The organism is Vibrio pacinii DSM 19139 (assembly GCF_000711795.1).
GTDB lineage: Bacteria > Pseudomonadota > Gammaproteobacteria > Enterobacterales > Vibrionaceae > Vibrio > Vibrio pacinii.
On the sequence record NZ_JONH01000019.1, the window covers coordinates 39,238 to 61,912 of the forward strand.

The following is a 22,675-nucleotide window of genomic DNA, read 5'->3' on the forward strand; positions in this document are numbered from 1 at the left end:
AACACGAAGTAATAACGATCTCTTTACTGTGAACAGTTCACCTTTTAATTAATAATTTAATAATAAAGGAAGGCTCTACTTTTCACCTGCCACCAAACCAACTAATTCAGCAAACATGTAGAGGCAGATTAATCCCAGTCACATTCAATATTAGCAATCAACGCTACACCGATTAATCTTCAGGTATATGTTATCTATAAAAACGCTTAACGCTACCCTAAGGACGAATTACCATTCTTAGGGATAAAGCAAGAATACGACCGCACAGCCTGTTAGCGGTCTGCTAACAAACTGTGCACATAGTCTTAATCAGCCTCTGTCGCTTCAACGGCTAACAAGTCTGCCATGTCATTACCTTTATCACCTGAGTGAGCTTTGACCTTAAACACCTCAACGTATTTCTTTGAACGCAGTTCATCGATTTGTTGCCATAGATGGCGGTTCTTTACTGGCTTCTTGTCTGACTTACGCCAACCTCTCTCTTTCCAGTTATCTAACCAATCGTTGTAGCCCTTTACACAGAAATCACTGTCTGAGTAGATGGTATCGCCATCTTGGGCATACTCTAAACCTTCGATTAATGCCATTAGCTCTAATTCGGCATTGGTGGTATTACGCTTAATGGTGATGCTATCTTGATGCTCTAGTTCACCCTGTTCGTTAAAGGCTGCGATACCAATGCCACCTTGTGTGCATCCGTGTTGATTGTTTGGTGCTGCGCCGTCTACGTAAATTGAATAACTCATTTTTTATCTCTCTCTAATTGAAAAAGGGAGTCTTCGTGGGCTCCCTTTTGATGTGGTAGGTGTGTGTTCTGCTACTTGGATTAGTCTTGGCTATCTCGCAGTGCTAGACGTTGCTCCATCCATTCTTCGATTTCACTTTCTAGCCATGCCACTGCCCTTCCTCCCAATGGAATGGTTTTAGGAAAAACTTCTTCATCCATAAACTTGTAGATGGTTGAACGACTTAACCCTGTCGCTGCGATTACATCGTTTAATCTTAAGAACCTCATTATCATTGGGAATTATCTCCTGTGTTGTATATACCCATGAGATAAGTCGCCACTGTAAAAAAGTGCAGTCGGTCTAATCGGAACTAGAGCCAAAGAAGTAACGCTGCTCTTTCCATGCTTCAGCAAGACTGCTCATGCGATGAAAGACAGTGCGTTTGATGTTCGTGTCCTGCTCCCTACAGCGTGTCCCCAAGCCATAATTACCTCGGTCATTGAGAAATACCAATGAACGCGCTTTACCGCTGTAGTGCTTCTCTATCGCTTCTTGCCAAGCCTCTTTAAGGTGCTCAACCAATTCATTGCGTTTTTCCCAGCAAATATCGGGACCAAAGTGCTGGCTATAGTCAGTAAACAGCATCACGCGATAGTTGTGGGATGGCACCTTGTCTTCCCGTTTACGCCATACATAGAACAGAGAATCCGTATCAAGCTTTTCTTTAAGCAGATTAAAGTAATCGTTGAGGATACTGAGGTCGGTATCTAGATGGTCTTCTGGCAAAAACAAGTCCAAACGTGTGGCGAGAGCGATGTCAAACTGACTGAGTGCCTGTTCAAAAACATCGACCATCGAGGTCAGTGCTGATTCGTATAACCCCTTGTCGCTGTAATACAGCGGGTAATCTTCAAAAGTTCTATCAAGGGTAATGCTTGGGAGGTAGGTTCTATTCGCCATGAGTAATGCCTTTTAGTGTGTGAATGACATAGGCATTACTCGCGCTGTATTTTTTTAAGGTCAGTCGTGACTGCAACCAAAGCCCTTGTTGCGGTGATCGTTCCGGTTGGCAATGGGCTTCGCGAGACGACTGATTCGATAGAAGAACTCGTTTAACTGTAGCGGGAACATTTCAGCGTCAGACAACAGCTCAAAACCTTCATTGCTAGGGGAATACGCTAATCCAGAGCATGGTTGGCTGTAATAAGCTTCAACCACCCTATCCCATGTCTTCCTCACTTTTTTGTAGAGAAAACGTCCCCAACCCTCTCGACCAGTACCTAAACTTTGAAAGAGAACCCTATCAAAGAGCAAGATAAGATGATGGTGCTTGCTGGTGGATTCATTCGCCTTCGCCGAGATATAACGAATGACCGTTTGCTGGTATTGATAAGTTCTGCCCGTGTATTTGTCCTTACAGAGCTCATTAGTCTCCGATTCTAAAATACGAAAGAAATGGGCAAACACCGTTAGGTAATCACCCCCTAAGTCACTCGGTAGATTTAGGTTGATGTGAACAGCAAAGATTCTTGGGTATTGGTTTAGTGCATCATTCAGCACTCGGTCTATCTCCTCCAGGTATTCGAGGACGAGACCATCTTCAAAGTAGTAGAGAGGTTTCCCATTAAAGGTTCTGTCATGAGTGATGGTGTGGTGGTTAAGAGCATCTGAACGACTATGAGCAACGTTAAGTTGATGAATCATGATTGGTTCCTGTGGTTTGTTGTGATTCCCACAGGAACTGTAACTACCGTAATTTTAAGCTACTTATGACTATGGCCGAAATTTCGTCTACCGCTACCAAAGTGCTTAGTGTTCTCTTTTGCTAGATAGCTAATGTGCTTGAAGAACTCATCAAACGCATCATCAAAGTCATCAGAGTTACAATTCAAGCGGTGGATGACCACACTGTCACTATTCTTTCTCTTTGAAAAATGGACTAATCCATTAGCTTCTTCATAGTCGACACCTGCTACCCTCGCCCATGCTTCTACGATAAAAGAGCCTAAGTTCTCCTGTTGCGTTTGAGTTTTCCCCAACCAGTTAAATCTATCTTTGTTGAACATGAGTACTAGGTGATAGTGGTCATTTATCGAGCTAGAGCGTTCCCTCACCCAAACAATCCGCACTTTACAGGGATGCACTCTACTCCCTTCTCTTTTCTTTCGCTTTCCCGAGTGCTCAATCTGCGACTGTAATGAGCGTAAAAAATCGGTCATCACATTACCGCTCATTTCATTTTTCCTGAGCTTAGGAAACCTCAAATCCACGCGAATAGCCATAAGCCGAGGATACTCGTCCAATGCGAGATCAATCGTATTGTGCATTTTATCTAAGTAGTCGATATAGAGTGGACCATGCTCGGTCTGGATAGGTCTACCCAGAAACGTTTTCTTGGTGGTTAGTCTGAGGTTTTTGTTTTTTCTAGAACGTACATTCATTCCTATCTACTCCTGTGTTTAGGTTCATAGATAGGTCTGTGTCGTTAATTTTAATTGCGTACTGTGAGTCACTAGGGATGACTCAGTAGAGGGTTTATATAGATACGAAGATAATATAATACTAACCAGACAGACATCGACCAAAAATTAAAATAATCAACAAATCGAAAAAACAACAGAGATTATATCAAAAAAAGTCTATAACGACATTGAACAATGAAAAAACCACCAAAAACATATAATAAAAAACATCATATCAGTTTCATTTTAAATACCCCCCCTACAGTAAACATCTCTAGAAATATTAGATATAACTATTTTTTCCTTTAAATCATCTAAAGTTATACATAACAACGTAACTTATCATCGGTTCAACAATACAGAGGTGAGTCTTCATTCAGACTTACCGCTTTAAAGTGCCTTTCACATCAACATTTCTCTGTGAATCTATCACTAATTAGGCATTGACCACATAGCAACAAAGACACTACTTAGTTCATACAACTCTAAACAAACACTTGAAAAACGTCCAAAAACACGTTAAAAAATTAATACAAAAACTACTGAGTAATGATGATGCCACAAATCCACCAGACCGATAGAGATAAAAAATTAAAAAATTTTATTTCAAGAAGAGATCTTAGCTTCATAGATAATAGTGATCCTGTGAGCATAGCTATACCATACATTTTTCTTTATATTCATAATTTCCAAGAAAATGGCGATATCATACCTAGATTTGGATTAACAAGAATAACTGAAAAGTTTAGATTGGAAGATTTTGTTGGTGTTATAGAGGTATATAGAACTCAAGATATGCTAGAAGTTTTCTTTGATTATAATGAAAACTCTAACATCGATAGTAGTATAAAAGGAAAGGTAAATGATAAAATATCCAAATTTTACGAAAAATATAAATCTGAAAATAAACTTTCTTGGATAGAAAAAGGAAACCGAGATCAGGCTATTTGGCTGAAGAAATATATATCCAATAATGAACTAATAGAAACAATAACAAAAAGAATTCCTAAGTGCTTGAATAAAGAAGAATTAATTCATATAACCGTACCTTCATTAATTTATTCAATGGACATGGAAGATGCAGAAAGGGAATTATTGATAATAAAAATGAGACAGGCTTGGGGACAGGTTAAATATAGAAATAAGATAAAAAAAGAAAACAAAGTTAACTTTAACTTTGTTACAGATAAGAGAACAAAAGAAAAACTTAAAAAATTATCATGTGTTTATGATCTAACAATGAATGAAACTCTTGACCGGTTGATAAATGCGGCTTACCAGAGCTCATCCAAAAAAAATGAATCTTAATCTCCACCAGATCTCTTAACCACAGCACCTAGTGGATTACATAGAACCAGACGACCACCTAAGCCATCTTAGCAGAGGGTAACGGGTGGACGTTCGCTTCCATTAGTGATTGCAACTTGTTACCCCATGCCTCCAGAACCTTCAACTGCTCATCGATATAATCATGATGGTTATAGACTCTGAGCATACCTGGCAGCTGGTGGCCGACTGTCTTTTCAATCGCTACGATATCTAACCCCATTTCACTACAACGACTGATAAAGGTACGGCGCAAGTCATGAGGTGAAAAGCGCTCAAAATCGCTAGGTAGATTACGTTTGATCAATGCCCGTACAGCCGCAGGTTCTTGCACTCTATCGACCATTAATTGGGGCCATACCAACTTCCACTTACTTGGCACACTGTCACGCTGCTCGTTTAGAAGTGCAAGCAAATAGCCACTTAAAGGCACTTTACGTGCGTCTTGGCTTTTAGTGTGTCGCTCTTCTGAGCTGGCTGGTAATAGCCAAATTCCCTCATCAAAATCTAACTCACTCCAACGCATTTCCAGTACGGCACTAATACGCTGTCCACAACCAAGTAAGAACTGCATTAAACGGATGTTCGAGGGATCTGTACGCCATGACGGCATACTCGTTAACAGAATCTTTAACTCTGAAAAGCTTAAATTACGTTTTGTGACTTTAGAGCCGCCACCAACGTCTTTTGCTTTCAGTTGGGGTGCAGGATGAGTATCGAGCATATTTAGCGCTAGGGCATGGTTAATCACTTGGTTGATGATTTTATGGCAAACTCCAATGGCCCCCGCCATACGCTTACCGTCTTTATCAACCTTAGCATCAAAGACCCTATTGAGGTCATATATGCTTAAATCTGCCAATTTGATGTTACCGAGAACTGGCTTGATATCTCGATTGTAAATGGTCCTCGACTGGTCACCCCGTAGCTGTTTTGATAGCCGTTTCTCATCAAAGCTAATAAACGCATCATCAAAGGTTTTCGCTTCATCTTGCGCTCGTTTCTCTATATCCAGTTCAACCTTTGGGTTCTTACCATTCTCCAACCAACTTCGATAACGGCCAGCTTCCTTTCGCGCCTGATCCAATGTCATCCCGCGCTCTGGTTTGATCTTAATGTATCGACCCATAGAGATTTTTTCGTGTTTCTTCCCTACTTGAAAACGAAAGATCCAAGTCATCGTGCCTGTTGGACGAACTCGAATGTTCAATCCTTCGACCTTCTTATCGGGAATCGAGTATTCCTTATCCTGTGGCTTCAATGCTTGCAACGTTGCATTGGTGCTGATTCGTTTCGTCATCGTTGGAAAACCTCTGCATTTCTGGGTACGGCTCTGGGTACGGCGTGGGGTACGGGGAACATCGAGTTTCTATTGTACGGCTTTGGACTCCAACGGACAATAAGATCATAAAAAACAATATTAATCATGATCTTACAATTAAAAAATATAACTCTGTAGACTTTGATGGACTAAAGGTTCTATTTACCCACCACATGGAAGCGGGTGTAATGCTAGAGCGTAAAGTCTAAATATCACTTTGATATAAAAAAACGAGCCGTGATGGCTCGTTTTTTTATGGCGTTGATAATGATTACTCTTGAGCTTTTTCTGTGGCAGTCAGAAAACCAAGCTTTTTGGCTACCCATAACAGTAAACCAAGGGTAATAAAGATTGCGAGCATGTTTGATCCTGCCTCAGGATACTGCGCTTTGATAAACGCAGAGTGACCAAAAGCACCAACAAAGAAACACGCCAGTCCGACTAAAGGAATATCTTCAGAGACCGGGTTACTTAAATACTCTCGATACAGAGCTTGGACTGACAGAGCCAGCGCAATCAATGGAAAAATAGAGAAAGAGACTTCGCTCATGGTTAACCATGACAGCACTGCATCACCACACATACCAGCGACTAGCGCCAGAACCAGTGTTTTTTTCTCAGAGCCACGATTAACTTGGTTTGTTTCATTCGACATTAATCTATCCCACCTTTTAATCGGTTACGTTCACGTTCTTTGCGATACCAAAACGCCCCTTTGGCGATCATTCGCAACTGCATAATAAGACGCTCAGCGAGTTCATCACGCTCAGGTCTCTCTAAATCTAGCGCTTCAGCACCCGAGCTAAAAACTAACGTCACAGACGCTTCAGCTTGGGTAAAAGCTTCATCGCGCGCCATACCACTACTAATTAAGTATTCGGTCATCTCAGCAACAAAATGCTGCATTTCACGCGCCACAGCATTACGAAATTCAAATGAGGTGCCTGAGCGTTCACGCAATAACAAACGCAAGACATTGGGACTGCTCTCGATAAATTCCATAAAGGTCTCTACCGACGTGCGTATCACACTGCCCTCTTTTACAATACGCTGGCGCGCTTGACGCATCAGTTGGCGTAACAACAAACCACCTTCATCAACCATGGTCAGACCTAACTCGTCCATATCTTTAAAGTGACGATAGAACGAGGTGGGGGCAATGCCCGCTTCACGTGCAACTTCACGTAGGCTCAAGTTGGAAAAACTGCGATCGGCACTGAGTTGACTAAACGCAGCATCTATCAAAGAACGTCGTGTCTTCTCTTTCTGCTGTGCTCGGATTCCCATGGATTTCATAGCTGTAATTCTGTTTTTTACTTCTAATACCATTAATATACAACGATTGGAGTAACGAGATAAGCCATAATCGTTCGCTTTGATGACCGAATGGCAATTAAATCGAGCTGAGTTGAGAATTCAATCCTTTCGCGACTAATTAGAGACATACAGCATACCCTTTAGCCATTTTGATCTATTCTGCGTGATCTCGCCGACTCTCTAGTGCGCTTATCATTTACGCTGTCAGCGAATCAGTTAAAATCTCGCTACAGCAATGTTAAGAATCTATAACAAGGAAAAGCGCTATGGCGGAGAATAACCACTTTGATGTAATCGTTATTGGTAGTGGCCCCGGAGGTGAAGGGGCAGCGATGGGATTAACCAAAGCGGGATTGAATGTTGCCATTGTGGAAAAAGAGAGCAGCGTCGGTGGCGGTTGTACTCACTGGGGAACGATTCCCTCTAAAGCATTACGTCATGCCGTTAGCCGTATTATTGAATTCAATAACAACCCGCTGTTTTGCCACAACAACACCAGTTTGCATTCCACCTTTTCCAATATTCTTGGTCATGCAAAATCAGTGACAGATAAGCAAACGCGCTTGCGTCAAGGTTTCTACGATCGTAATCAGTGTTCATTGATCTTTGGTACCGCTCGCTTCACCGATAAGTACACTATCGCCGTGATGCAAAGTGATGGTACCGAAGAGACTTACAGCGCGGATCGCTTTGTGATTGCCACTGGCTCACGCCCGTACCAACCAGCCGATGTCGATTTCACACATCAACGTATTTACGACAGCGACTCGATTTTGAGTCTGAAACATGACCCTCGCCATATCATTATCTACGGAGCCGGGGTTATCGGCTGTGAGTACGCCTCTATCTTCCGCGGGTTAGGCGTCAAAACCGATCTAATTAACACCCGAGATCGACTACTTTCTTTCCTTGATAACGAAGTGTCGGACGCGCTGTCTTATCATTTCTGGAACAGCGGTGTCGTTATTCGCAATGATGAAACGTATCAGAAAATTGAAGCCACAGAAGACGCCGTGATTGTTCACTTAGAGTCAGGCAAGAAAATGCGCGCCGATTGTATTTTGTACGCCAATGGCCGCACTGGTAATACCGATAAGCTTAATCTTGCTGCTGTTGGCCTTGAAGCAGACTCTCGTGGTCAGTTGAAAGTTGACACTAACTATCAAACAGACATTGACCATGTCTACGCCGTCGGTGACGTGATTGGTTATCCAAGTCTTGCAAGCGCCGCTTATGACCAAGGTCGCTTCGTCGCGCAGGCGATTAATAAAGGCCAAGCAGAAGGGCTTTTGATTGATGACATTCCAACGGGTATCTACACCATTCCCGAGATTAGCTCTGTCGGCAAAACCGAACAGGAGTTAACGGCAGCCAAAGTTCCATATGAAGTTGGGCGCTCTTCGTTCAAGCACCTTGCTCGCGCTCAGATCGCAGGTAAAGATATTGGCAGTTTGAAGATTCTCTTCCACCGCGAAACAAAAGAAATTTTAGGCATCCATTGCTTTGGTGAACGAGCCGCTGAGATCATCCACATCGGCCAGGCGATTATGGAGCAAAAAGGCGAAGCCAATACCATCGAATACTTCGTCAATACGACCTTCAACTATCCAACCATGGCTGAAGCGTATCGCGTCGCTGCGCTCAATGGCCTCAACCGACTGTTTTAATATTCATGTCTTGTTTCAAGCCGGACCCTGTCCGGCTTGTTTGTGTTTAAGTCAATACTGACTGGTTGACTGCGTCACTGATTGAGAAATTAAACGACCCGTTTGTTTGGATCATTACAGTAAGATCACCAACGCAGCTGAACCACGACTGGGGTTAAACGCTGCTTTAGGAACTGGAATTTACTGATCCAACGCTGCCAAAGCTTCCAACGACCGCAATCACGTTCAAGTGGTGAATCCGTTTTAACCCAACGTGCCCAAGGCAAATAACCTAGCATCGCCTCTCCTGGCGAACGATAACCATGTTGATAATGACTGGCTCCCATCTTTTGTCCCAACTTACTCACACACAAATCTCCAGCTAAAACCATACAAATCCGTGCGCTGTCGAAATGACAGCCAAGCGCCTGCACAAACTTGGCGATTTGCTGTTGATTACAATCTAACAAAGCGTGTTCACAAACAATCATGACCGGGCTCTTATCCCCCACCGGTAACTGCGTCAGCCAGCTTAAATCATCAACACTGCCACACAGGTGATGGTAGCGTTCGCTATGATGAAACAGTTTTTTTCGCCACAACAAGTGTTCTGTTACATCCAATTCGAGCCAGTGACAACGGCCATTATCGACCCGGTAGAAACGCGTATCCAACCCTGCCCCAACATTAATGATCCAACCATCGGGATTGCGTTTAATAAAAGCGGATACGTGCTGATCGCATAGACGGGCTAAGGTGACATGAAGTAGTTGCTTCTGGTCAATATCACCAGAGAAGCATTCGGGAGCGAGTTGACAGCGTTGGCAAGCACGCGCGGCGATCGGATCGTAAACTAGGCCATTGTCGATTAAACTCTCACGACTGCGCAGCCACATAGGTTGGAGCAAATTGACTGGGATTTGATAGCGATGTTGATTGGATTGGGGGTTAGTGGCCATTATCATCTTCCTTCTGTCGCCAGAAGAAGATGATAATGAATATCAGTTACAAAAGCAACAAATGAGAATTGATCTCAACTATTAACTACATCCAGTCGGTATTGCGGATAATGCCGACAGCCAGCCCTTCTATTGCGAGATGCTGGCTAGTAAGATCAACTTTGATCGGTGCAAACTCATCGTTTTCTGCATGCAACAGTACTGTTGAGCCTTTACGCTCAAGACGCTTGACCGTTACGTCGTCGTCGACACGGGCCACCACGACTTGACCATCACGCACATCTTGGGTCTTGTGCACCGCAAGCAAATCGCCATCCATGATGCCGATATCTTTCATACTCTCGCCATTTACACGCAAAAGAAAATCCGCTTGAGGCTTGAACATACCAGGGTCGACCTGATAATGCGTCTCGACGTGCTCTTGCGCTAAAATAGGTTCACCGGCTGCAACTTGGCCAATCAACGGCAGACCTTGATCGTCATTTGCAGCGTCTTGAAGCAAGATACGGATACCACGCGAAGCGCCTGGAATGATCTCAATCGCTTGCTTACGCGCAAGCGCTTTTAAATGCTCTTCTGCTGCATTAGCGGAGCGAAACCCCAATTCTCGAGCAATTTCTGCTCGTGTTGGTGGCATACCTGTCACATCAATTTTGTTCTTGATGAGGTCAAACACTTGTTGCTGGCGGGGCGTTAGCGGCTTCATAAGTCACCTGTCTTTTTATACAGTTGACTGTGAGTATATCCAGTATTTATAAAAATGAAAAGCCAATTGATTGTTTTTTAACAGGAGTGTTAACTGGCTAAGATCATGCGAGCAGAGAGTCGAATGAGTATGACAAACTGTGGTCCGTTTGGGTGCAAGTCATTTTAAAACATCCTTTTAGCCCTTAGCATAAACATCGGGTTACGTTGCTAAGAGGAGTGACCCCATGTAGGGTTTTCAGTGGCATGTTGCTTTCTATCGGCAGTTTATTGAACGACTTTGTTGATGTGAAAATTGACGTTTTCCTAATCAATAATAAGTAAAAGGTTAGACCAGTTTCTGGTATCCTTGCCGGCTATAAAAAATAACGCTTGGGCGTCCCCCACTTCTATAGTTAGAGAAGTGGAAATACGCTTACGCAAACTCGCAAATTTTGAGGCCAAGAACCTTATGTCTTCTGGACGAATGTTATCGTACTCTTTACTGAAACTGCCCATGTCATTGTTAGTAAAAGGGACAACAATTCCTTCAAATCCTATTGAAGATCATAGCATTGATATCAACAAACCCATTATTTACGCGCTACCATATCGCTCCAATGTCGACTTGCTCGCATTGCAAAAGCAGGTTATCGCATTAGGGCTACCAGACCCCCTTCAGCCTGTTGAGATCAATGGTAAGCAGTTCACTCGCTATGTGTTTACCTCTGCACGACAAACCGTGATAAACAACGACCAAGACGTGCCGAACGAATCGATCACCCTCTTTTCAGATCTACTTGAGCTGCATAAATTTGATTCAGATCTCGATGTGCAAGTGATCCCAACGACGGTGCTATGGGGACGTAAACCGGGTAAAGAGTCTCAGCACAAGCCTTACCTTCAATCGCTTAATGGCCCACAAAAAGCCATGGCGGTTATTGTCTCTGGGCGCGACTGTCTTGTTCGTATCAGCCCTGTGGTCTCACTGCGTTATATGGCTGATTCGCACGGCACCGATACTTCGATTGCCCATAAACTGGCCCGCGTGGCACGTATTCACTTCTCACGTCAGAAGCTCGCAGCATCAGGCCCTAACCTGCCAAGTCGCCAAGCGCTGTTTAAGCGTTTAATGAAATCGCAGGCGATTGAAAAAGTGATCGAAGATGAGGCAAAAGCGAAAAACGTTTCGATTGAAAAAATGCGTAAAGAAGCGCATGCCATTATGGATGAAATCGCCGCAGACTTTTCTTACTCACTGGTAAAAAATGGTGACCGTCTGCTTGGCTGGCTATGGAATCGCATCTATCAAGGCTTGAACATTAACAATGCGGCGACTGTACGTAAACTCGCTCAAGATGGTCACGAGATTGTTTATGTTCCTTGTCACCGTAGTCATATGGACTACCTATTATTGTCTTACGTGCTTTACCATGAAGGTATGGTACCTCCGCACATTGCTGCAGGGATAAACCTTAACTTCTTCCCGGCCGGACCGCTTTTCCGTCGTGGCGGCGCTTTCTTTATTCGTCGCAGCTTTAAGGGCAATAAGCTCTACTCAACTATTTTCCGTGAATACTTAGCCGAATTGTTCGCCAAAGGTTACTCCGTCGAATACTTTAGTGAGGGTGGCCGCTCTCGGACTGGTCGTTTACTGCAAGCCAAAACTGGCATGTTAGCGATGACTATTCAGGCCATGTTGCGCGGATTAAATCGCCCGGTCACCTTAGTACCAGTTTATATTGGTTACGAGCACGTAATGGAAGTCGGGACTTACGCCAAAGAGCTGCGCGGCAAACGCAAAGAGAAAGAGAATGCCAGCCAAGTGCTACGCACCATTCGTAAACTGCGCAACTTCGGCCAAGGCTATGTCAACTTCGGTGAACCGATCCCGTTAAACCAGTACCTTAACGAGCAAGCGCCACAATGGACCAAAGATATCGATCCTATCGGTGGTAGCAAACCACAATGGCTAAACCCTGTGGTCAACTCGCTTGCGACCAAGATGATGACGCACATCAATGATGCGGCAGCAACCAACGCGATGACGTTATGTGCAACGGCACTGCTTGCTTCTCGCCAGCGCGCCCTATCTCGTGACAGCTTGGTGAATCAAATCGACTGTTATCTGTCGATTTTGAAAAATGTGCCGTACTCAGAAACTTATACCGTCCCTACTGAGGATGCCAAGGCCTTAGTCAAACATGCTGAGTCACTGGATAAGTTTATTATTGAGACCGACAGTATGGGCGATATTGTCTCACTTGACCGCAGTCAGTCGATTTTGATGACCTATTACCGTAATAACATCATTCATTTGCTAGCGATACCTTCCTTGATTGCGCAGATGCTGGTTCGCCATCAGCAATTATCACTGCAACAGATTCAACGTAATGTCGCGCTCATCTACCCATTTCTTAAGCAAGAGTTGTTTTTAAGCGTGGAACAAAAGAGGCTGGCAGAACTTACTGAAGCGTATATCGAAGAATTGGCGCATCAAGGCCTTGTCACCATTGATGACCAGCACAATGTGGCCATGAACCAAGCCAATAACCAAGTACTGGTATTACTGGGTCGCACCATTACCGAAACTCTGCAACGTTATTCGATTGCGCTAAACCTATTGGTCTCAAGCCCTGATCTGGGTAAGTCTGATTTGGAACAAAAGAGCCAAGATATTGCCCAACGTTTAGGTCGGTTGCACGGTATTAATGCCCCGGAGTTCTTTGATAAAGGCGCCTTCTCGGCCATGTTTGCTACCCTCAAACAAGAGGCGTATCTCGACGGTGACGGAAACTGCGATAGCATCAAGAGTAATGAGCTTGCAAAACTGCTCTACTCAATGCTTTATCCAGAAGTACGCCTGACCATTAAAGAGAGTATCCATCAGGCGACTGACCACACAAAGAAGCATTAAAATAAAAGAACAAAGGGCATCATATCGATGCCCTTTGTTTTACCAGAATGCGATAAATAAGCCGATGGTTATCACCATACCGACATAGTTGTTGTTGAGGAAAGCTCGAAAGCACAACGCTCGTTCGCGATGGCGGATAAGATGTTGCTGAAACACAAACAGCGCACCTGCAATCAGCAAGCTCCAGTAATAGCTTGCGCCCAGTTGATAGTAACTGCCTACCCACATCAGCATAGCCAAAGTGACCAGTTGCAATAAACCAATCACCATCTTGTCATAGCGACCGAATAAAATGGCCGTCGATTTGATACCAATCTTTAAGTCATCATCTCTATCAACCATGGCGTATTGCGTATCGTAGGCAATAGTCCACAGGGCATTGATAGCAAAGATAAACCACACCATCATTGGCACTTCATTGGCTTGCGCAGCCCAGGCCATAGGAATCGACCAGCTAAATGCTAAACCAAGGAACAGTTGCGGCAGATGCGTATAGCGCTTCATAAATGGATAGATAAACGCCAAGAAAAGGCCAACAAATGAGAGCTTGATGGTTAGCGGGTTCATGCTCATAACAAGCAGGAATGAACTCAACGCGAGAAGAAGAAACAGCGCAATCGCCTCTTTGGCACTGACGCGCCCGGAAGGCAAAGGACGTTGCTCGGTACGTTTGACGTGACCATCAACATTACGATCAGCAAAATCGTTAATCACGCACCCAGCGGCACGCATAAAAATCACCCCAAGTGTAAACACGACTAGAACACTAACGTTTGGCATGCCTTGGGCCGAAATGATCAGCGCCCATAAAGTCGGCCACAGCAGTAACAAAGTGCCAATCGGCTTGTCCATACGCATCAATTGCCAATAAGCAACGGCTTTATCCGCGGTCATCGCTCGCATTCTCCTTGGTGTAAATGGGCGCTGTCGGCAAAAACAATTCAGCCACCAGCATAGGTTTGTGATTCATCCATAATCGCGAGCGCCTAGCTAATAGTGTCTGGCCATCAATGTCCACCGCCCCAACTTGCAAAGCGTCGCGTTTAACATTACTGGCACTAAATACGGTTAGCCCTAGCGGTATTTCGCCTTGGTCGGATAGATCAAAGTCTTGTCCTTGCATCGAGCTCTTTGGAATCAAGGTTCGGCCCAATACCCAAGCTTGACCATCGCCTTTTAAGACGACTTTGCGTAACAAACACTGCTCTTGAGTCAGCAAGCTTACTTCTTGGCAATTAAGCTGTTGGCCATCAATGGCTTTGTTATGTAGCAAGTCGACACTCAATACCTGACAGTAAGACTCTAATAAACGTGACAAGGAGCCCTGTTCTAGCAACCAAACCTTCGCACTTGGAGTGGGAAAGCTAAAATGTTTTGGGTCTTGCCATTCAACTTGACGTAAAGCAGATAAATAAAGCGCAGTTGATTGATTCATACTAGTATTCAATAAGTAGCCTTATCATCGTACAATAATAAAGCTTCGAACTCTGATGTTAACCACTAGATAGAGTGCTTAACGCATTTTTATTACAAATAGATGCTCTATTGTAACAAGACTCAGGCGATTCGAATATCGTGATTGGAAGAAAGAAAAGTTATAAATATGATTAAACGTTACCTAGCCCAAATATTTGTCGTCTGGGGGTTGCTTGTTAGCTTACCCACACTAGCCGAAGAGGAAGGCGCACCCAAGTTGGCTTATTTTACTCTAGAGCCTGATCTCACTACCAACTTCTACACCAAAGGAAAAAAGCTCGGTTATATTCAAGTTCGCATCGACATCATGGTTGCCAGTCAGGCTGACCTCGGTATCATCGAACTGCATCAACCGCTTATTCGAGATGCAGTGATAGAATTACTCGGTAAACAAACCGAAGAAACCGTCACATCACTCGCTGGGCGAGAAGATCTTCGTAAAACCTTAGTTGAGCAATTAAATGCGACCTTGCTGCCTGAAACTGGCAAAACCATTATCGCCGATTTACTGTTCACTAAATATCTCTACCAATAAAACCAAACGGCGCACTCTATGAGGCGCCGCATTGACTAGTCTCGCTCTACCATGCGACTGGCATCCAACAGACCTAATAGCACCCCAGAAATCAAACCGGCCAAATGAGCCGTGTTAGCAATAGCCATAAACGGCTGGACAAACCCCAGCACTAACCACACCAACATGAAGCCAATCACAGGTTTAGGAAGGTTTAAGCCCAGTTGAGGCGCTTTGTAACCGAGCATCCATAAGTAGCCGACTAACGCATAAACTACCCCAGACAAACCACCAAAGTTTGCACCCTCAATCCAGTATTGGCCTGCTCCCGACAACGCTGCGGAAATCACCAGCAACTGAAGCAGTTTTGCCGAGCCTAAACGCTGCTCAATATCGCCACCCAACTGCCACCACCACAATAAATTAAAAGCGATATGCATAATGGAAAAATGCAACAGTGCATGACTCACCCAACGCCATAGCTGCCACTGCTGAGTAGAAAAAGCGGGGAAGTGGAGTGCGTTAAACACCCCTTGGCCTGACCCAAACTGTTGCAAACCAAAGATGACGATACACATCATCATTACACTTAATGTGACTGGCCCAGCTTTCGCCTTGATCATTGCCAACATACTGGGCGAGTGGTATTTAAAATGATTCTGCCTTGTTTCAGCTACCTGCCATGAGGCCGCTTGGTATTTGCCAGCGTTTGGATTGGCCAGGAACTGCTTCAGCTCAGCTTCCGCTTCCACTTGATGTTCTACCCCCACCAGCCACAGAGCAAACTGACCCTCTCCCTCAGGCATCATCTGCACGTCTATTTTTCGAGACGCCATATAATCGATAAACGCTTGCGCCATTCTTGGATTGTTGAGAGCAATCAGTCTCACCATACTGCTATCCTAAACTCGATTCCGTAGCAAGCCCTGCCCTGTGCCAGGCTTCAAAACCACCATCAACACTATACACCTGCTCAAAGCCTTGGTTAACCAAATATTGCGCCGCGCCTTGACTGCTAATACCGTGATAACACATCACCAATATCGGCTGTTCAAACGCCACATCATCCATAAACGAAACCATCGTATCGTTGGTCAAATGAAATGCTTGTTTGGCATGACTCACAGCAAAAGATTGCGGGTCGCGGATATCGACCATTCTCGCGTCACCTTGCTCAAGCAGAGCTTGAGCACCTGCCACATCTATATGTTTAAACTGGTCCATAATCTTTCTCTTTTATCGCTAATTTTACTAACGCGATTGTAACCTATCCAGTGGTCAACAAGTACTCTGTGTCAGTAAGGTTATCCACCAGTGATCATAATTCAACCATCTGTGGATAAATTTGTGGATTACGTTGATAAAGTGTTTTTATAAGAATCGATCCACAATATGTAGTGATGATCCTTATTTGATTGTGTGTAAAGAGAAAACTATCCCCATTGGATAAAGAGAGTACAGCCCTTTATTCACCCTGCTTTCTGACAGATAGCCAATAATTTCCACACAGAGTTACCCACAGGCAAGTCGGTTACATTCGATCCCGAAAAACAGGCAAAATATCGATAAGCGATCAGCAACAAAAAAGCCGAGATCGTTTGATCTCGGCTTTTTAGATAAATCAGTTTGTGCGTGGCTATTAGAACTCGCCAACCGCCGCTTTAAGCTTCTTCATCGCGTTCTTCTCTAACTGACGAATACGCTCGGCTGATACATTGTAAGTATCTGCCAGTTCTTGCAACGTGGCTTTATTGTCTTCTAACCAACGAGAGCGAACAATATGCTGACTACGCTCGTCTAGGCTCTTAAGTGCGAGGCTAAGACGATTGTTGGTGTGTGCTTCCCAGTTTGCCGCTTCCACATTGTCAGCAACATCAGACGATTTGTCTTCTAGGTAAACCATCGGCGCTGTGTACGATGAACCAGAATCATCGTCGTCGTTTGGCATCTCGAAGGTAGGATCTTGTGCCGCTAAACGAGACTCCATTTCACGCACTTCTGATGGCGCAACACCTAATTCGCGAGCGACCGTTTCCACCTCGCCGTTATTGAACCAACCTAAACGTTTTTTCGACTTACGTAGGTTGAAGAACAATTTACGTTGTGCTTTCGTCGTGGCGATTTTGACGATACGCCAGTTACGCAATACGTACTCATGAATCTCGGCTTTAATCCAGTGCACAGCAAACGAAACCAAACGTACACCCACTTCTGGATTGAAACGTTTGACTGCTTTCATTAGACCAATGTTACCTTCTTGAACTAGGTCAGCCATTGGTAAACCATAGCCAGAGTAACCTCGCGCGACGTGAACAACAAAACGAAGGTGGGAAAGGATCAACCCTTTTGCCGCCTCAATTTCACCGTCATAATGCAGCCTCTCAGCAAGCTCACGTTCCTCATCAGCAGTCAGCATTGGGTAACTGTTTACTGAGCGGATATAGCTATCTAAGCTATCTTGTGTAACAACCGCCATAGGGTATGCTTTATTCGTCATTCGGTTCCTCATCAATCTCTGATCTGGAGTAAGTTTTAACCCAACAATCTTGAACCTAAAATGAACAAGATTCAAGCAGGGGGAAACTATTATGCATAAACAAATCGTCTACACAAGAGCGAAGTATACGGTAGCGTCTACTTTTTTCAATAGTATGACAACCACTAAACAGTCGAGTTCCAATTAAATAGGTTCGATCTCTTTTAAGTGCCGTTGGGCAGAGACTTTGGCCGCTAAGCAACCTAAAAAAATGCCGAGCATCACCAGCAATAGCGACTCATCCCAGCTTAAACCTACCAAACGAAAACGACTGTCATACAGTAACGCTAACTTCTCAACGCTACTGTTGAGTAATACGGTAATCAACGCTGTTAAGATCCATGCGCTGACCGCACCTAGCAAGCCAAACCACATCCCCGAGTACAAATAAGGACGTAAAATGTAGCTGTTGGTCGCACCAATCAGCTTCATGGTTTGGATCTCTTCTTTATTTGCCAACACATTAAAACGCAGGGTGTTACCTACAATCAGGAACACCGACCCCAACATCAGTACCGACAGCGTAATTACAATACCACTCACAAGGTTCTTGATTGCATCCAACCGGGTTAACCAGTCTTCATCCAAACGAACATCGGTGATTTCACTCTGCTGTGCGATCCGCCCGGCCAATTGCTTAATCACTTGCTGGTCGTCACGACTCGGCGTTACCACTAACACACCCGGTAGGGCGTAATCATCCAGTAGGCTAATGGCTTGTTCAAACCCTGAATACTGGCTCAAATCATCCAAACCTTGCTGTGGAGAGATGTATTCGACCGCCGCGACATCGCTGTCACTCTCAAGCTGATCTTTTAATACCATCACGCGCGCTTCAGGCGTACGTTCTTGAATATAAGCACTCACTTGTGAAGGACTCGTCACATCACTGGATGCTTGAGCAATATTTTTACCCAGAAGATAAAGCGCCGATGGCATCGCTAATGCCATTGAGATAACCGCTAAAGTAAGCAAGTTACCTAATGGTCGCTGCCACAATTCATGAAACGACAACTTCGCCTGCTTAAGATGGACCTTAAAGAAACTGTCTTTTTTGACGCGATTTTTCGCTGTCACATTGGTTCGTCCACGAGGTTTATTGGCCATAATCTTCTACCTCGCTAAGGAAGCCTTGGTTTAACTCAAGGTGACGGTATTGTGGACGCGTATTCACTAAACCGATGTCGTGAGTAGCGAGTAAGATCGTCACTCCTGCGCGGTTAAACTCTTCAAATAGCTTCAACACACGATTCGACAACTCAGGGTCAAGGTTACCCGTTGGTTCATCGGCCAATAATAACGTTGGTCGGTTAACCACTGCGCGAGCAATGCCTACGCGTTGCTGTTCACCGCCAGACAACTGGCTAGGTAAACATTTCGCTTTATCGAGCAGATCGGTTTTATCTAATGCGGCTGAAACACGGCGTTTTATTTCATTTTCCGAGATCGATTCGATGCGCATCGGCAGAGCGACATTATCAAACACTGTTCTGTCCATCAGCAGACGGTGATCTTGGAATACAATACCGATATTACGGCGCAAAAAAGGAATATCTTTACTAGGAATTCGCGTGATGTCGTGACCGTTAAAGCTCACCTTACCGTCCGTTGGGCGCTCTATCGCACAAATCAACTTGAGCAGAGTACTTTTACCCGCACCCGAATGACCGCCAAGAAAAGCCATTTCACCGCGACGCAGGTGGAAGTCGACTTTCTGCAAGGCTTGTCGGCCGCCGCGATACGCCTTACTCACTTGTTGAAACTTTATCACCCGAAATCCCTCTATTACTGAGTTGCTGCTATTGGTCGCTTAACGTTAGTCTTCGCGACTAAACAAAGCATCAATAAACTCTTGTGTCTCAAATGGACGTAGGTCGTCAATACCTTCACCAACACCAATATAACGAATAGGGATTTGGAACTGATCGGCCAGCGCAAAAATAACACCACCCTTCGCCGTCCCATCAAGCTTAGTCAACGTAATACCCGTCAATGGCGCAACATCACTAAATAATTTAGCTTGGCTAATCGCATTTTGCCCGGTGCCCGCATCAAGCGTCAGCATGATTTCATGTGGTGCCGAGTCATCGATCTTCTTCATCACACGGACGATCTTGCGCAGCTCTTCCATTAAGTTGGCTTTGTTTTGCAAGCGCCCGGCGGTATCGGCAATCACCACATCAACGCCCTTGGCTTTCGCTGATTCAATCGCATCATAAATCACAGAAGCACTGTCAGCACCAGTATGCTGCGCTACCACTGGGACGTTATTGCGCTCGCCCCATACTTGAAGCTGCTCGACAGCAGCGGCGCGGAAGGTGTCACCTGCCGCTAGCATGACGCTTTTACCTTCGGCTTGGAACTGTTTGGCCAGTTTACCTATTGTGGTCGTTTTACCGACACCATTGACACCAACCATCAAAATGACGAATGGCGTTTTCGTCGAATCCACGACCAACGGCTGCTCAACCTGAGACAAGATATCCGCCAGCTCATCTTTAAGCAGACCGTAAAGCGCTTCGCCATCTTTCAGATCTTGACGTGAGGCTTTGTCGGTTAAATTGTCGATAATTTTGACAGTGGTATCCATACCGACATCAGCGATCAGCAATTGCTCTTCAAGCTCCTCAAACAGCTCATCATCAATTTGCTTACCTTTGAACAGACCAAAAAAACCCGCCCCAATATTAGCTTTGGTGCGCGTTAAGCTGCGCTTTAAACGCACAAAGAAACTTTCGCTTGGTTTCTCTTGTTCGGCAACGCGCGGTTCAGCGGGAGTGTCAGTTTCTACTTCTGCTTCTGCTTCTGCTTCTGCTTCTGCTTCTGCTTCTGCTTCTGCTTCTGCTTCTGCTAGCTCAGCCTCAGGGCGTTGATGTTGCTCGTCAACCGTTTGTTCGAGTGTTGGTTCGGTTTCCGTTTGTTGTTGTGTGGATTGTTTGGCCTGTTCTTCGTCACCAAAGCCAAGCCAAGAGAGTAATCCACGCTTCTTTTTTTCCGTCATCTGGGGCTATCCTAGATCGTCTTAATTAACTCAGACTCTTTTTTGCGGCAATGTCGCCGACAAGAAAAGAAAAATGACAACAGAGTGAAACGTTTTCACTGTCAGAGTGATGGTATACACTCTGTCATCAACAAATTTGGGCTGTATGTTAGCGCTCAACAGCAGAGCAGTCAGCGCGTATAGTATCACTTTATTAGCGGTCAAAAAATCTATGGTAAGACGTCGCCAGCAAAACACATCACAAAAAAAGCCCTCAAGTGGCTTTGTTCGTATTATTAGCGGGTTATGGAGAGGACGTAAACTCCCTGTTCATGACGCCGAAGGGTTAAGACCGACCACAGATCGTGTCAAAGAAACGCTGTTTAACTGGCTAGCCCAAGATGTGCCACAAGCCAAGTGTCTCGACCTGTTTGCTGGCTCTGGAGGGCTAGGTTTTGAAGCCGCTTCACGCCAAGCTGAAATGGTCACGCTGATTGAGCTCAATTCGAGTGCCTTTAAGCAGTTGCAAAGCAATATTGCTACGCTCAATGCCAGCAACCTCACAGCGGTCAACAGCGATGCGTTAAGCTACCTTAAACAAGCCGGGACGCCGCATCATGTAGTATTCATTGATCCACCATTTCGTCAAGGGTTACTCGATGAGACAATTCAGTTACTTGAGCAAAATGGTTGGTTGGCAGACGATGCGCTTATCTATATCGAGACCGAAAAAGAGCTGACACTGGATAACGTGATTCCAGCTCATTGGCATCTACACCGAGAAAAAACCGCCGGTCAAGTCAACTACCGCCTGTTCAACCGTCAACACTCACCACAAGGATAATAAAATGAAAGCATTGATATGGTTAGCCAAAGCAGCCATCGGTTTTGTCTGGTTTATACTTATCCTCAACGTCTTTGCGCCGTTTCCGGGCAAAGCAGCGATCGCCCTCTACATTATGAGCGCGTTCTTGTTGATGATGCATGGTTTACAGATGGCGATCTTCATTGGGGCTTTCGGTGACAAGATCAAAATGAGCAGTTGGGAAAAATGGTCGATTTTAATCTTCGGCATTTTCGCACTACTTGATATTCGCCGTAAACACATGTCATAGCAAATACATGCCATTACAAAAAAGCCGCTAAGTTAAGCGGCTTTTTTGTCGCTATCGTTAGCCGAGATATCCTTTGACGCCATCGAGGAACATCTGTGTCGATATCATAATAAGTAGTAAGCCCATCAGGCGTTCAACCGCTTTTAATCCTCGCTCGCCCAACACGCGATGGAAAAAGTTGTAGAACATCAAAATAAAGAAAGCCACGCCCCAGGCTAACAATACCGCAGCAGACAATTCAAGTAACTGCTCAGGGTGCTGGCTCGATAAGAGCAACAACGCCGCAATAACGGATGGACCAGCAATCATTGGGATCGCCATTGGCACAATAAACGGCTCCTCACCCGCCGCCAGCCCTGTGATACTGCCACCGCTTGGGAAGATCATTTTGATGGCAATAATAAACAGGATGATCCCGCCCGAGATACTCAATGTTTCTGGCTGGACATGAAGAAAATTAAGGATGCTCTTACCTGCAAACAAGAACAACATTAAAATACCAAGAGCAAAAAACAACTCTCGAACCAAAACCTTACGCCTGCGCTTTGGATCAAGGTGCTTCAAAATCGATAGGACAATAGGTAAATTGCCAAGCGGATCCATGATCAACACCAACATGGTCGCGGCAGAAAGAATGTCCATAAAAGACCTCCAAAAATAAATCAATCAAGCACAGAAAATTGGCCGAAGTATC

The 22,675-nt window shown here is 44.7% G+C and carries 25 protein-coding genes; 6 read left to right on the forward strand and 19 right to left on the reverse strand.

The window, feature by feature from the left end:
* Positions 1-305 precede the first annotated feature (305 nt).
* From BS19_RS12715 to BS19_RS12735, 5 genes are all read right to left on the reverse strand, one after another.
* Positions 306-746: a ribonuclease HI gene (locus BS19_RS12715; RefSeq protein ID WP_038175674.1), complete on the reverse strand. Its 441-nt coding sequence runs from the start codon at positions 744-746 to the stop codon at positions 306-308.
* 80 nt (positions 747-826) lie between these two features.
* Complete coding sequence (locus BS19_RS12720) at positions 827-1,015, reverse strand: AlpA family transcriptional regulator (RefSeq protein WP_038175756.1); 189 nt, start codon at positions 1,013-1,015, stop codon at positions 827-829.
* A gap of 73 nt (positions 1,016-1,088) precedes the next feature.
* On the reverse strand, positions 1,089-1,688 hold the full coding sequence (locus BS19_RS12725; protein WP_038175676.1) for an inovirus Gp2 family protein: 600 nt from the start codon (positions 1,686-1,688) through the stop codon (positions 1,089-1,091).
* Positions 1,689-1,748: 60 nt separating this feature from the next.
* Positions 1,749-2,432 carry an inovirus Gp2 family protein gene (locus BS19_RS12730; protein WP_038175677.1) on the reverse strand — a complete coding sequence of 228 codons (684 nt, stop codon included), beginning with the start codon at positions 2,430-2,432 and terminating at the stop codon, positions 1,749-1,751.
* Positions 2,433-2,491: 59 nt separating this feature from the next.
* On the reverse strand, positions 2,492-3,169 hold the full coding sequence (locus BS19_RS12735) for an inovirus Gp2 family protein (protein ID WP_038175678.1): 678 nt from the start codon (positions 3,167-3,169) through the stop codon (positions 2,492-2,494).
* A 570-nt stretch (positions 3,170-3,739) separates the two neighbouring features.
* On the opposite strand from BS19_RS12735, the gene BS19_RS12740 reads away from it, so the two are divergent.
* Entirely contained in the window at positions 3,740-4,498 is a 759-nt protein-coding gene (locus tag BS19_RS12740) for a hypothetical protein (protein ID WP_211253004.1), read from the forward strand.
* A gap of 58 nt (positions 4,499-4,556) precedes the next feature.
* Here BS19_RS12740 and BS19_RS12745 read toward each other — a convergent pair whose 3' ends face one another.
* The 3 genes from BS19_RS12745 to fabR form a co-directional block, all read right to left on the reverse strand.
* A complete protein-coding gene (locus BS19_RS12745) occupies positions 4,557-5,816 on the reverse strand; it encodes a tyrosine-type recombinase/integrase (RefSeq protein WP_000166747.1) in 1,260 nt (419 codons plus the stop codon).
* A 292-nt stretch (positions 5,817-6,108) separates the two neighbouring features.
* On the reverse strand, positions 6,109-6,492 hold the full coding sequence (locus BS19_RS12750) for a YijD family membrane protein (protein WP_038175684.1): 384 nt from the start codon (positions 6,490-6,492) through the stop codon (positions 6,109-6,111).
* A complete protein-coding gene (fabR, locus tag BS19_RS12755; protein WP_038175685.1) occupies positions 6,492-7,133 on the reverse strand; it encodes an HTH-type transcriptional repressor FabR in 642 nt (213 codons plus the stop codon). The genes BS19_RS12750 and fabR overlap by 1 nt, the downstream gene beginning before the upstream one ends.
* A gap of 287 nt (positions 7,134-7,420) precedes the next feature.
* On the opposite strand from fabR, the gene sthA reads away from it, so the two are divergent.
* Positions 7,421-8,821 carry a Si-specific NAD(P)(+) transhydrogenase gene (sthA, locus tag BS19_RS12760; RefSeq protein WP_038175686.1) on the forward strand — a complete coding sequence of 467 codons (1,401 nt, stop codon included), beginning with the start codon at positions 7,421-7,423 and terminating at the stop codon, positions 8,819-8,821.
* 125 nt (positions 8,822-8,946) lie between these two features.
* Here the strand turns inward: sthA and BS19_RS12765 are convergent, their stop codons facing one another.
* Together BS19_RS12765 and lexA are read right to left on the reverse strand one after the other, a co-directional pair.
* Positions 8,947-9,765: a class I SAM-dependent methyltransferase gene (locus tag BS19_RS12765; protein ID WP_211253005.1), complete on the reverse strand. Its 819-nt coding sequence runs from the start codon at positions 9,763-9,765 to the stop codon at positions 8,947-8,949.
* A 79-nt stretch (positions 9,766-9,844) separates the two neighbouring features.
* The gene (gene lexA / locus BS19_RS12770) at positions 9,845-10,465 is read right to left on the reverse strand and encodes a transcriptional repressor LexA (RefSeq protein WP_038175688.1); all 621 of its coding nucleotides are present in this window, start codon (positions 10,463-10,465) and stop codon (positions 9,845-9,847) included.
* 450 nt (positions 10,466-10,915) lie between these two features.
* Here lexA and plsB point away from each other — a divergent pair, with 450 nt between their 5' ends.
* A complete protein-coding gene (plsB, locus tag BS19_RS12775) occupies positions 10,916-13,360 on the forward strand; it encodes a glycerol-3-phosphate 1-O-acyltransferase PlsB (protein WP_051686534.1) in 2,445 nt (814 codons plus the stop codon).
* 39 nt (positions 13,361-13,399) lie between these two features.
* On the opposite strand, the gene ubiA is transcribed toward plsB, so the two are convergent.
* Complete coding sequence (gene ubiA, locus BS19_RS12780; protein ID WP_038175690.1) at positions 13,400-14,254, reverse strand: 4-hydroxybenzoate octaprenyltransferase; 855 nt, start codon at positions 14,252-14,254, stop codon at positions 13,400-13,402.
* The gene (locus tag BS19_RS12785; protein ID WP_038175692.1) at positions 14,241-14,795 is read right to left on the reverse strand and encodes a chorismate lyase; all 555 of its coding nucleotides are present in this window, start codon (positions 14,793-14,795) and stop codon (positions 14,241-14,243) included. Before BS19_RS12785 ends, ubiA begins: the two co-directional genes overlap by 14 nt.
* Before the next feature lie 168 nt (positions 14,796-14,963).
* Here BS19_RS12785 and BS19_RS12790 point away from each other — a divergent pair, with 168 nt between their 5' ends.
* Positions 14,964-15,371, forward strand: coding sequence for a flagellar basal body-associated protein FliL (locus BS19_RS12790; protein ID WP_038175694.1), 408 nt, complete (start codon positions 14,964-14,966; stop codon positions 15,369-15,371).
* Between the two features lie 35 nt (positions 15,372-15,406).
* On the opposite strand, the gene glpG is transcribed toward BS19_RS12790, so the two are convergent.
* From glpG to ftsY, 6 genes are all read right to left on the reverse strand, one after another.
* A complete protein-coding gene (gene glpG, locus BS19_RS12795) occupies positions 15,407-16,243 on the reverse strand; it encodes a rhomboid family intramembrane serine protease GlpG (protein ID WP_038175695.1) in 837 nt (278 codons plus the stop codon).
* A gap of 4 nt (positions 16,244-16,247) precedes the next feature.
* On the reverse strand, positions 16,248-16,574 hold the full coding sequence (gene glpE, locus BS19_RS12800) for a thiosulfate sulfurtransferase GlpE (protein ID WP_038175696.1): 327 nt from the start codon (positions 16,572-16,574) through the stop codon (positions 16,248-16,250).
* A gap of 415 nt (positions 16,575-16,989) precedes the next feature.
* Positions 16,990-17,847, reverse strand: coding sequence for an RNA polymerase sigma factor RpoH (rpoH, locus tag BS19_RS12805; RefSeq protein ID WP_038175697.1), 858 nt, complete (start codon positions 17,845-17,847; stop codon positions 16,990-16,992).
* A 183-nt stretch (positions 17,848-18,030) separates the two neighbouring features.
* Positions 18,031-18,993: a permease-like cell division protein FtsX gene (gene ftsX, locus BS19_RS12810; protein ID WP_038175699.1), complete on the reverse strand. Its 963-nt coding sequence runs from the start codon at positions 18,991-18,993 to the stop codon at positions 18,031-18,033.
* Entirely contained in the window at positions 18,983-19,657 is a 675-nt protein-coding gene (ftsE, locus tag BS19_RS12815; protein ID WP_038175701.1) for a cell division ATP-binding protein FtsE, read from the reverse strand. The genes ftsX and ftsE overlap by 11 nt, the downstream gene beginning before the upstream one ends.
* Before the next feature lie 45 nt (positions 19,658-19,702).
* Positions 19,703-20,887, reverse strand: a complete 1,185-nt coding sequence (ftsY, locus tag BS19_RS12820) for a signal recognition particle-docking protein FtsY (protein ID WP_038175703.1) — start codon at positions 20,885-20,887, stop codon at positions 19,703-19,705.
* Positions 20,888-21,098: 211 nt separating this feature from the next.
* On the opposite strand from ftsY, the gene rsmD reads away from it, so the two are divergent.
* Complete coding sequence (rsmD, locus tag BS19_RS12825; RefSeq protein WP_038175758.1) at positions 21,099-21,710, forward strand: 16S rRNA (guanine(966)-N(2))-methyltransferase RsmD; 612 nt, start codon at positions 21,099-21,101, stop codon at positions 21,708-21,710.
* 4 nt (positions 21,711-21,714) lie between these two features.
* Positions 21,715-21,981: a DUF1145 domain-containing protein gene (locus BS19_RS12830; RefSeq protein ID WP_038175705.1), complete on the forward strand. Its 267-nt coding sequence runs from the start codon at positions 21,715-21,717 to the stop codon at positions 21,979-21,981.
* A gap of 57 nt (positions 21,982-22,038) precedes the next feature.
* Here the strand turns inward: BS19_RS12830 and BS19_RS12835 are convergent, their stop codons facing one another.
* Positions 22,039-22,623 (reverse strand): YhgN family NAAT transporter, encoded by a 585-nt coding sequence (locus tag BS19_RS12835; RefSeq protein WP_038175706.1) that lies wholly within the window; start codon positions 22,621-22,623, stop codon positions 22,039-22,041.
* Positions 22,624-22,675 lie beyond the last annotated feature (52 nt).